The sequence below is a fragment of the Sphingopyxis sp. genome (genome assembly GCF_036402335.1).
Taxonomy (GTDB): Bacteria; Pseudomonadota; Alphaproteobacteria; order Sphingomonadales; family Sphingomonadaceae; genus Sphingopyxis.
Window position 1 is genome coordinate 1 of the sequence record NZ_DASWTD010000432.1, and the last position, 9,934, is coordinate 9,934.

At 66.6% G+C, this 9,934-nt stretch carries 9 protein-coding genes; 1 reads left to right on the plus strand and 8 read right to left on the minus strand.

Going from position 1 to position 9,934, the window contains the following annotated elements:
• Nucleotides 1-367 precede the first annotated feature (367 nt).
• From VGD20_RS13935 to miaA, 8 genes are all read right to left on the minus strand, one after another.
• Nucleotides 368-1,621: an adenosylmethionine--8-amino-7-oxononanoate transaminase gene (locus VGD20_RS13935; protein WP_331135024.1), complete on the minus strand. Its 1,254-nt coding sequence runs from the start codon at nucleotides 1,619-1,621 to the stop codon at nucleotides 368-370.
• 104 nt (nucleotides 1,622-1,725) lie between these two features.
• A complete protein-coding gene (gene bioD / locus VGD20_RS13940) occupies nucleotides 1,726-2,334 on the minus strand; it encodes a dethiobiotin synthase (RefSeq protein ID WP_331135025.1) in 609 nt (202 codons plus the stop codon).
• Nucleotides 2,331-3,467 carry an 8-amino-7-oxononanoate synthase gene (locus tag VGD20_RS13945; RefSeq protein ID WP_331135026.1) on the minus strand — a complete coding sequence of 379 codons (1,137 nt, stop codon included), beginning with the start codon at nucleotides 3,465-3,467 and terminating at the stop codon, nucleotides 2,331-2,333. The genes bioD and VGD20_RS13945 overlap by 4 nt, the downstream gene beginning before the upstream one ends.
• Before the next feature lie 64 nt (nucleotides 3,468-3,531).
• Complete coding sequence (locus VGD20_RS13950) at nucleotides 3,532-4,140, minus strand: DUF6151 family protein (protein ID WP_331135027.1); 609 nt, start codon at nucleotides 4,138-4,140, stop codon at nucleotides 3,532-3,534.
• Between the two features lie 269 nt (nucleotides 4,141-4,409).
• Entirely contained in the window at nucleotides 4,410-5,444 is a 1,035-nt protein-coding gene (gene ilvC / locus VGD20_RS13955; RefSeq protein ID WP_331135028.1) for a ketol-acid reductoisomerase, read from the minus strand.
• Nucleotides 5,445-5,526: 82 nt separating this feature from the next.
• Nucleotides 5,527-6,045 (minus strand): acetolactate synthase small subunit, encoded by a 519-nt coding sequence (gene ilvN / locus VGD20_RS13960; RefSeq protein WP_331135029.1) that lies wholly within the window; start codon nucleotides 6,043-6,045, stop codon nucleotides 5,527-5,529.
• 213 nt (nucleotides 6,046-6,258) lie between these two features.
• Nucleotides 6,259-8,013, minus strand: a complete 1,755-nt coding sequence (locus VGD20_RS13965) for an acetolactate synthase 3 large subunit (RefSeq protein WP_331135030.1) — start codon at nucleotides 8,011-8,013, stop codon at nucleotides 6,259-6,261.
• Between the two features lie 75 nt (nucleotides 8,014-8,088).
• Nucleotides 8,089-9,048: a tRNA (adenosine(37)-N6)-dimethylallyltransferase MiaA gene (miaA, locus tag VGD20_RS13970; RefSeq protein ID WP_331135031.1), complete on the minus strand. Its 960-nt coding sequence runs from the start codon at nucleotides 9,046-9,048 to the stop codon at nucleotides 8,089-8,091.
• Between miaA and serB the strand changes: the two genes are divergently transcribed.
• On the plus strand, nucleotides 9,047-9,931 hold the full coding sequence (gene serB, locus VGD20_RS13975; RefSeq protein ID WP_331135032.1) for a phosphoserine phosphatase SerB: 885 nt from the start codon (nucleotides 9,047-9,049) through the stop codon (nucleotides 9,929-9,931). The genes miaA and serB overlap by 2 nt on opposite strands.
• The last annotated feature ends 3 nt before the right edge of the window (nucleotides 9,932-9,934 follow it).

Below are 9,934 nucleotides of genomic sequence, written 5' to 3' on the forward strand. Positions count from 1 at the left end.
GGCGGAGAAGAATTGGGCGGTAATCCCCGTCGATGCAAAATTCGGCGGGTGAGGCGAGCGGTTTTGGGGTGGGGAGCGGACGTTGCCCTACTCCACTTCCATCATCCCGGACTTGATCCGGGACCCCGCTTTTTTCGCACCCACTGGCTTCGGTCTCAAGCGGGACCCCGGATCAAGTCCGGGGTGACGAGCAGAGCCATCCTCCCTGTCGCGCAGCGATGGGGAGGGGGACCGCCGCGAAGCGGTGGTGGAGGGGCCGCGACGTCGCACCATAGGCCCCTCCGTCAGCGCTTCGCGCTGCCACCTCCCCATGGCTGCGCCACAGGGAGGATCTTATGTCTGCTCTCGGTCGAAAGCGGCCGTCGTCCTAGACTGCATCCAGCGACGCCCCGATCGCGTCCCAGACCAGCGCGAGTTCGTCGGCGGTGATGCAATAGGGCGGCATCGCATAGACCGTGTTGCCGAGCGGGCGGAGCAGCACGCCGTGGTCGCGGTAATGGGCGATCAGACGCGGGGCGAGGTTCGAGAGATAGCCCGAGTCCGCGACGACGATATCGAGCGCGGCGATCGTGCCGAGGCGGCGGGAATTGGCGACGCGCGGGTCGTGGCTGAGGAGGGCGAGATGCGCGGCCTGTGCGTCGGCAAGCGCGTCGATCCGCTGCTGCACCGGCTCGTCGCGCCAGATTGCGAGATTGGCGGCGGCGGCGGCGCAGGCGATCGGGTTCGCGGTGTAGCTCGACGAATGATAGAAGGTCTTCGCGCGATCGGTCGAGAAATGCGCTTCGAAGATTGGCTCGATGCAGAGGGTGACCGCGAGCGGGAGCGCACCGCCGGTCAGGCCCTTCGACAGGCAGACGATGTCGGGGATGACGCCCGCCTGGTCGCAGGCGAAGCGCGTGCCGGTGCGGCCCCAGCCGGTCATCACCTCGTCGGCGATGAAGAGGACGCCGTGGCGCGCGCAGATCGCGCGCATCTCGGCGAGCACCCATGCGGGATAGATGAGCATGCCGCCGGCGCCGAGGATGAGGGGTTCGACGATGAAGGCGGCGGGTTTTTGCACGCAAGCGGCTTCGAGTGCGTCGAGCGTGGTCTGTTCGAGCCCCTCGTGCGGGAAGGGGATGGTGCCGACGTCGAAGAGCAAAGGCTGCCAGGCGCGGTTGTAGACGCCGCGTTCGCCGACCGACATCGTGCCGATCGTGTCGCCATGATAGCTGTGTTCGAGGACGAGGATGCGGCTGCGCGGCTCGCCGATATTATACCAATAGCCGAGCGCCATCTTCAATGCGACCTCGACGCTGGTCGAGCCCGAGTCCGAGAAGAAGACGCGGGTGAGCGGGGCGGGGGTGATGCGGACGAGTTCGGCGGCGAGCGTCTCGGCGGGCTCGTGCGTCCAGCCCGCAAAGATCAGCTGGTCGAGCTTTTCCGACTGGTCGCGGATCGCGGCCATGATGCGCGGGTGCGCGTGGCCGTGGGTAGTGACCCACCAGCTCGAGATCGCGTCGATCCAGCTATTGCCGTTCTGATCGTAGAGACGCGCGTCTTTGGCGTGCGAAATCAGCGGGATGGCATCGCCGAGTCCGTGCTGGGTGAAGGGGTGCCAGACGGGGGAGGTATCGGCCATATCCTGATTCCGTTCGTGCTGAGCTTGTCGAAGCACCGCTCTTCTTCAGGCGGCGGATAAGAGAAGGACGGCCCTTCGACAAGCTCAGGGCGAACGGTGTTGGATCAAGCGAAGTTGGCGATATCGAAGTTTGCGCTGAACGCGGCGGCAAGCGTTTCGCGCGTCAGCGGATCGACGATCGGCAAGCGGCCGAGGCGGCGGATGCCCGAGATGGCGGCGATGATCGCCTCGCTGTCCTCCATCGCGTCGCCGAGGAAGGCGAGGCCGTGGATCGGGGCGCCGCGCGATTTCAGCGCCTCGATCGTCAGCAGGCTGTGGTTGATCGTGCCGAGGCTGGTGCGCGCGCAGACGATGACAGGGACCTGCCATTTCGCGAAGAGATCGGCGTAGAGCGTGGTGCGCGTCACGGGGACGAGCGCGCCGCCGGCGCCCTCGACGATCAGGTCGCCGGGGGGCGGGGCGAGCGTTTCGAGGTCAATGTTAACGCTGTCAATTTCGGCGGCGAGATGCGGCGAGGCGGGGGTGACGAGGCGGTAGGTTTCCGGATGGACCGGCACGCCGGCGAGGCGCGCGACGACTTCGCTATCGGTTTCCTCTTCGAGGCCCGACTGGATCGGTTTCCAGTAGGGCGCGCCGGTCGCCTGCGCCAAAGCGGCGGAAAATATAGTTTTTCCGATACCCGTGTCGGTGCCGGTGACGACGAAGCGCGTCATGCCGCGGCCATCGCTTGGGCCAGTGCATCAGCCATATCGTCAATGTTAGCTTCGTCAACATTGAGCGTGATTGCGAGGCGCAGCCGCGCGGTTCCCTGCGCCACGGTCGGCGGCCGGATGCCCCGAATGTCGAAACCGGCGTCGCGCAGATTGGCCGCGATACGCATCGTCCGGTCGTTGTCGCCGATGATCACGGGCAGGATCTGGGTGCCGCTGGCGGGGATACCGAGCGGAACAAGACGCTCGGCGGCGTGGCGGACGAGGCCGTGGAGGCGTGCCTGCCGCTCGGGCTCGTTCGCGACGATCTCGATTGCCTGGCGGACGAGCCACGCCATCAGCGGCGATGGCGCGGTCGAGAAGATGAAGGGGCGGCCGCGGTTGATGAGGAAGTCGCGGGCGACCGCAGGGGCGCAGAGCAGCGCGCCCTCGGCGCCGAGCGCCTTGCCGCAGGTGTGGAGGGTGATGAGGTTGTCGCGGCGCGCGAGGCCGTGCGCGAGGCCGCCGCCGCCGGCGCCGAAAACGCCGGTTGCATGCGCCTCGTCAACGACGAGTATGGCGTCGTGACGCTCGGCGACTTCGGCGAGCTGGGCGAGCGGGGCGCGGTCGCCGTCCATCGAATAAAGGCTCTCGACCGCGATCCACGGCGTGCCCGCGCCGCCGCCGGCGCGCCAGCGCGCGATGACGTCGTTGAACGCCTGCGCATCATTGTGCGCGGCGGCGATGGTCCCGGCGCGGCCGAGCTTCATGCCGTCGTGCGCACTCGCGTGGATCAGCTCGTCATGGACGACGAGGTCGCCGCGCTGCGGCAGCGCGGCGAACAGCGCGGCGTTGGCGGCAAAGCCGGTGGCGAAGAAGAGCGCCGCCTCGCTGCCATAATGGCGTGCGGCATGCGCCTCGAGCGCTTCATGCTCTTCGTGATTGCCGCGGAGCAGGCGCGAGCCGCCCGACCCCGCGGGCAGGCCGCGTTCGATACCCGCGGCGAGCGCGGTTCGCAGCGCTTCGCTATCGGCGAGGCCGAGATAGTCGTTCGAGGCGAAATCGCGGCCGGCGCGCGGCGCGAGGGTGCGGCGGCGGCCTTGGGCTGCCAGCGCGTCGAGGTCCCTGCGATGCGCGGTGAAGGGAGAGTTCGCCACATTTCCTCCTTGTTTGTCCGTCCCTTGCGTGCCGTCTTCGGCTCCGCGGAAAGGACAATGTCTGTCAGGCCGCGCGATCGCGGCGGATCGCCTGCCGTTCCTCGCCGGTCAAGCGGTGCGGGGTTGCGACCGGTTCGAGCGTTGCCGCGTCGAACAGCGCCGATCGTCGCCGGTCGCCCGAGACGATATCCTTGATCGCCCGCCAGAAAAAACGGCGCATCAGGGTGAACATGGTCATTTCGGGCAAGCCGCTGGTATCGCCGATTCCGTCCTTTGTGAAAAGATGCCCGCGCAGCGGTCCGACCCGGTCGCGCGTTGCGGGGTCGCAGGCGGCGAGCTGGATCGTGATGAAGGGGAGTTTGCCGTTCTTGTAGCTGTTGAACAGCGGCAGGCGGCAGCATGCCGCATACCAGCGCAAGGTCGGCCCATCGGTCAGGTGAAGGCAGGCGAGGCTGTCGCGGCCGCTGTCGATCCGCATGCGCGCGCAGCGTGTCTGGTAGAGCGGCGTCCCGCCGTGCTGGTCGAGAATGTGCGCGTGGCCGAGGTGGTGGGTGAGGTCCTGGCAATCGCCGCAGTGGCAGACGACATGGTCGCCCTGATCCGCGCCGACATCGAGCAGCATTCCCGAAACGGTGCCGCAGTCGCAGGCGAAGGATAGGTCGGATGGTGTCATCGTACGTCCCTAGCTCCTTGCCCGCGATTGCGGAAGCGTGTCGGGAAGGGCGGGGTTGGCAGTCATAATTGCTATTCCAATCCTCCCTGTCGCGAAGCGATGGGGAGGTGGGCAGCGCCCTTCGGCTGCCTTGCAGGCGCTCAGGATAAACTGCGCCTTTGGCGCAGCGCTGACGGAGGGGCAAATAACGCGACGTCGCTGCCCCTCCACCATTCGCTTCGCGAACGGTCCCCCTCCCCATGGCCTGCGGCCACAGGGAGGATAATCCGTCAGTTCTTCGCCTTGTCGACCAGCTTGTTCTTGGCGATCCACGGCATCATCGCGCGCAGCTCGGCGCCGGTCTTTTCGATCGGGTGCGCGGCGGCAGCCTTGCGGCTCGCCTTGAGTTCGGGCTGGCCGGCCTGGTTGTCGAGCACGAAGTCCTTGACGAAGCGGCCCGACTGGATGTCCTCGAGGACGCGCTTCATTTCCTTCTTCGTTTCCTCGGTGATGATACGCGGACCCGTCTTGATGTCGCCATATTCGGCGGTGTTCGAGATCGAGTAGCGCATGTTCGCGATGCCGCCTTCATAGAGGAGGTCGACGATCAGCTTGGTTTCGTGGAGGCATTCGAAATACGCCATTTCGGGGGCGTAACCTGCCTCGACCAGCGTTTCGAAGCCAGCCTGGATCAGATGGGTGACGCCGCCGCAGAGCACCGCCTGTTCGCCGAAAAGGTCGGTTTCGCACTCTTCCTTGAAGGTCGTTTCGATAATCCCGCTGCGGCCGCCGCCGACCGCCGAAGCGTAGGACAGCGCGAGCGCCTTGGCGTGGCCGTTGCCGCTGTTGCCGCTGGCTTCCTGCGCGACCGCGATCAGGCAGGGGACGCCGCCACCCTTCTGATATTCGCTGCGCACGGTGTGGCCCGGACCCTTGGGCGCGACCATGAAGACGTCGATGTCGGGGCGCGCGTCGATCAGGCCGAAGTGGATGTTGAGGCCGTGCGCGAAAGCGAGCGCGGCGCCGGGCTGCATGTTCGGGCCAAGGTCGTCGGCATAGATTTTTGCCTGATGCTCGTCGGGGGCGGCGACCATGATGACGTCGGCCCACTCGGCCGCTTCCTTGTTCGACAGCACCTTGAAACCGGCGTCTTCGGCCTTTTTCGCGGTCGCCGAGCCGGGACGGAGCGCGATCGCGACGTCGCGCACGCCGCTGTCGCGGAGGTTCTGCGCATGGGCGTGGCCCTGGCTGCCATAGCCGACGATGGCGACCTTCTTGCCCTTGATCAGTTCCTGGTCGGCGTCGCGATCGTAATAAACCTGCATTGGAAAACCCCTTCTAGTCCTGTGGCCCCGCGAGGGGGTGATTTGGTGTGGGAGAGTGGGCCGAAGCCCGATGTTAACGGTGTTACAGCGCCTCCGACCCGCGGGCGATAGCGACGACGCCGGTGCGGCCGACCTCGACCAGCCCGCATTCGCGCATCAGCGCGATGAAGCGGTCGACCTTGTCGCTCGTCCCGGTGATTTCGAAGATGAAGCTCGTCAGCGTCGTGTCGACGACCTTGGCGCGGAACACGTCGGCCATGCGCAGCGCCTCGATCCTTTTGTCGCCCGTGCCCGCGACCTTCACCAGCGCGATCTCGCGTTCGACATGCGCTTCGCCCGCGTCGTTGAGATCGACGACGCGGTGGACGGGAACGAGGCGTTCGAGCTGCGCTATGATCTGGTCGATGATCGGCGGCGGCCCGGAGGTGACGATCGTGATGCGCGACAATGCGTGGTCGGCGGTGATGTCCGCCACGGTCAGGCTTTCGATATTATAGCCGCGCGCGGTGAACAGCCCGGTGATCTTGGCGAGCACCCCGGCCTCGTTATCGACGGTGATGGCGAGCACATGGCGCTCGCCGGCTTCGGTCTTGATTTTCATGTCAGGGCCTCGGGGCTGGGAGGTCGATTTTGACCGCGTGCGTTTGGACGGGCATCGTGAAAAGTGCGATGACGGCCATTACACCCACCGCAGCGGCAACTGCGGCCCAGCCATATTGTTCGCGCCTGCGCTCGCGCACGACCTGACAGACGCAATAGATAGCGACGCAAAGGAGCACCAATGTGGTCAAAATTTGCGATTGCGAGTGATCCATCACACCAGTGCCTTGGCTTCGTCGTCCATCGTGCCGGTGACGTCGCTCGGCTGGAGGATCATGTCGGTGTGCGCCGCGCCCGAGGGGATCATCGGGAAGCAGTTGGCGAGCTGGGCCACGCGGCAGTCGACGATCACCGGACCCGGGGTCTCGATCATCGTCCGGATACCGTCTTCCAGTTCGCCGAGCGTGTCGATGCGCAGGCCCGTCCACCCGTAAGCGTCCGCGAGCTTCACGAAATCGGGCAGGCTGTCCGAATAGCTGTTCGAATAGCGGCTTTCATAGGTCAGTTCCTGCCACTGGCGGACCATGCCCATCCACTGATTGTTGAGGATGAAGATCTTCACCGGCAGGCGGTATTGCGCGACCGTGCCCATTTCCTGGATGTTCATCTGCAGGCTGGCTTCGCCCGCGATGCAGATGACGAGACGGTTCGGGTGCGCGATCTGCGCGCCGACCGCGGCGGGGAAGCCGTAGCCCATCGTGCCGAGCCCGCCCGAGGTGAGCCAGCGGTTCGGGGCCGCGAAACCGAAATGCTGCGCTGCCCACATCTGGTGCTGGCCGACCTCGGTCGTGATGATCGGGTCGCGGCCGCGCGTCGCGTCGAACAGCGCCTTCACTGCACGCTGCGGCATGATTTCGGCGCCGGCTTCCTTCTTTTCGGGGAAGTCGAGGCAGCGCGTCGCGCGCCAGCCGTCGACGCGGCGCCACCATTCGCCCAAGTCGCGCGCGGCATGGCCGCCGGCCTGCCAGCCCGCGATGATCGCATCGAGCGCGCGCCCGGCGTCGCCGACGATCGCGAGGTCGACGGGGACGATCTTGTTGATCGAGCTGCGGTCGATATCGATGTGGATCTTCTTCGCCTCGGGCGCGAAGGCGTCGAGGCGGCCGGTGACGCGGTCGTCGAAGCGCGCGCCGACCGCGATGATCAGGTCGGCGCGGTTCATCGCCATGTTCGATTCATAGGTGCCGTGCATGCCAAGCATGCCGAGCCATTTCGGATCGTCGGCGGGGAAGGCGCCGAGGCCCATCAGCGTCGAGGTGATCGGTGCGCCGGTGAGCGAAACGAGCTGGCGCAGGGCGGCGCTCGCATCGGGGCCGGCGTTGATCACACCGCCGCCGGTGTAGAAGACGGGCCGCTCGGCTGCGGCGATCATCGCGACCGCCGCCGCGATCGCGTCGGCGTCGGGCTCGACCTGCGGGCGATAACTGTGATGCTCGATCTTTTCGGGCACGCTGTAGGTGCCGGTCGCGACCTGCACATTCTTGGGAATGTCGATCACCACCGGGCCGGGCCGGCCGTGGGTCGCGATATGGAACGCCTCGTGCATGATCGGGCCGAGGCGGTCGGGGTCCATCACGAGATAATTATGCTTGGTGCAGTGGCGCGTGATGCCGACCGTGTCGCATTCCTGGAACGCGTCGGTGCCGATCAGCGTCGTCGGGACCTGTCCCGTCAGCACCACCATCGGAATGGAATCGAGCAGCGCATCGGTGATGCCGGTGACGGCGTTGGTCGCGCCGGGCCCCGAGGTGACGAGCACGACGCCGGGCTTGCCCGTCGAGCGCGCATAACCTTCGGCCGCGTGCGTCGCCGCCTGTTCGTGGCGGACGAGGATGTGCTTGATCGTCGGGTGTTTGAAGAGCGCGTCATAGATCGGAAGGACTGCGCCGCCCGGATAGCCGAACACCGTGTCGACCCCGAGGTCGACCAGCGCCTGAACCACCATGTCGGCACCGCTCATTTCCGTCACGACGAAACTCCTTCCAGCAATAAAAAAGGCAGCGCTTGTGCGCTGCAACAGGATGCGGGCAATAGGTGTATGATTCTATCCTGTCAACAGCTTATGACGTAATATTATTGCTAATTCGTTGATAGAATCGATGTTTAGTGACTCGGTGTGACGCGGCCACCCGGCGGGGGGCTGGTGGCGAAACCACGTATATTGGCGCTTTGCATATTGGCGCGTCGCTGCTTGTGCCGCTTCGAGCGCCCCGGCACGGCCGATCTCGCCGCGCAGGTGGCTGGCGATCTGCGGGACGCCGATCGCGCGCATCGCGGGGAGATCGGGGTCGAGGTGGCGGGCGAGGAGGGTTTCGGCCTCCGCGACGGCGCCATGGTCGAACATCTGGACGAGGCGTGCGTCGCAGCGGTCGCGGAGCCAGTCGCGCGGGGGCAGGAGGACCAGCGGGGCGAGCGCGACGGCGTCCGCGATGCCGCCCGCGCGCGCCTGCTGCCAGTCGGCAAGGGTACGGCCGGTCGCGCGCACGACCTCGAGCGCACGCGCGACGCGGGTGGTGTCGGCAGGATGGAGGCGCGCCGCAGCTTCGGGGTCGAGTCCGGCCAGCGCGGCATGGGCTTGGGCGACGGGCATCGCGCGTACCGTCTCGCGAATTCGGGGATCGATCTGAGGCACCGGGGCGATGCCGGTGAGCAGGGTGCGGAAATAAAGGCCGGTGCCGCCGACGAGGATCGGCACGTCGCCGGCTTCGTGCGCCGCGGCGATGGCGGCGCGCGCTTCATCGGCCCAGCGCGCGGCGTTGTGGGGCTCGGCGGCGTCGACATGGCCGAAGAGGCGGTGGGGGACGCCGTCCATCTCTGTGTCGGTCGGGCGCGCCGAGAGAATGGCGAGGTCGGCGTAGACTTGGCTCGCGTCGGCATTGATGACCGTCCCGTTCCCGAGCGATTTCGCGAGCGCGACCGCCAAAGCGCTCTTGCCGCTTGCGGTCGGTCCGGCAATAAGTGCGAGAGGCGGCCTGTGCGCCGAAGAGATCAAAGGAGATGCCATGTTCGTCGCGACGCTGATAGCAGCCGGGAAGCTGACCGACGAGGTGGTTCGCGAAGGAATAGACAGGCTCGCCGCGACGGGGCACGACGTCGGCGCGCCGCACTGGCTCGACGAGCATGACGCGGCCGATATCGTCTTTCACGGCAGCCTGGTGAGCGCGCGCAAGGAACTGGCGCTGATGGACCATGGCGCGCTCGACATCGTCGTCCAGCCGCTCGGCGACCGGACCAAGAAGCTGATCATCGCCGACATGGATTCGACGATGATCACCGTCGAATGCATCGACGAACTCGCCGATTATGCGGGGCTGAAGCCGCAGATCGCCGCGATCACCGAGCGCGCGATGCGCGGCGAACTCGATTTCCGCGCGGCGCTGGAGGAACGCGTCGGACTGCTCGCGGGGATGCCCGAGTCGACGCTGGTCGACTGCCGGATGGAGCGCGTGCGGCTGACCCGCGGCGCGCGGACGCTGGTACAGACGATGAAGGCGCATGGCGCGCACTCGATCCTGATCTCGGGCGGCTTCACCGCCTTTGCCGGGCCGGTGGGCGAGGCGATCGGGTTCGATAAGGTCGTCGCGAACGAGCTGGAGATCGCGGGCGGTAAGCTGACCGGCAAGGTGCGCGAGCCGATCGTCGACAGCGCGACGAAGCTGGAGACGCTGAAGGCCGAGGCGGCGAAGCACGGGCTGCCGCTCGCCGAGACGCTGGCGGTGGGTGACGGCGCGAACGATATTCCGATGATTACCTCGGCGGGGCTGGGGATCGGTTACTATCCGCATCCCGCGGCGGGCGAGGCGGCGGCGGCGGTGATCCGGCATCATGACCTGACGGCCTTGTTGTGGGCGCAGGGTTATCCGCGGCGGAGCTGGGTGCTGGGGTAGGGC

What these genes read in the sequence shown, in the direction of transcription:
- VGD20_RS13935 (WP_331135024.1), bottom strand. Translation starts at nt 1,621, where the DNA reads ATGGCCGATACCTCCCCCGTCTGGCACCCCTTCACCCAGCACGGACTC.
- bioD (WP_331135025.1), bottom strand. Translation starts at nt 2,334, where the DNA reads ATGACGCGCTTCGTCGTCACCGGCACCGACACGGGTATCGGAAAAACT.
- VGD20_RS13950 (WP_331135027.1), bottom strand. Translation starts at nt 4,140, where the DNA reads ATGACACCATCCGACCTATCCTTCGCCTGCGACTGCGGCACCGTTTCG.
- ilvC (WP_331135028.1), bottom strand. Translation starts at nt 5,444, where the DNA reads ATGCAGGTTTATTACGATCGCGACGCCGACCAGGAACTGATCAAGGGC.
- ilvN (WP_331135029.1), bottom strand. Translation starts at nt 6,045, where the DNA reads ATGAAAATCAAGACCGAAGCCGGCGAGCGCCATGTGCTCGCCATCACC.
- serB (WP_331135032.1), top strand. Translation starts at nt 9,047, where the DNA reads ATGTTCGTCGCGACGCTGATAGCAGCCGGGAAGCTGACCGACGAGGTG.
- miaA (WP_331135031.1), bottom strand. Translation starts at nt 9,048, where the DNA reads ATGGCATCTCCTTTGATCTCTTCGGCGCACAGGCCGCCTCTCGCACTT.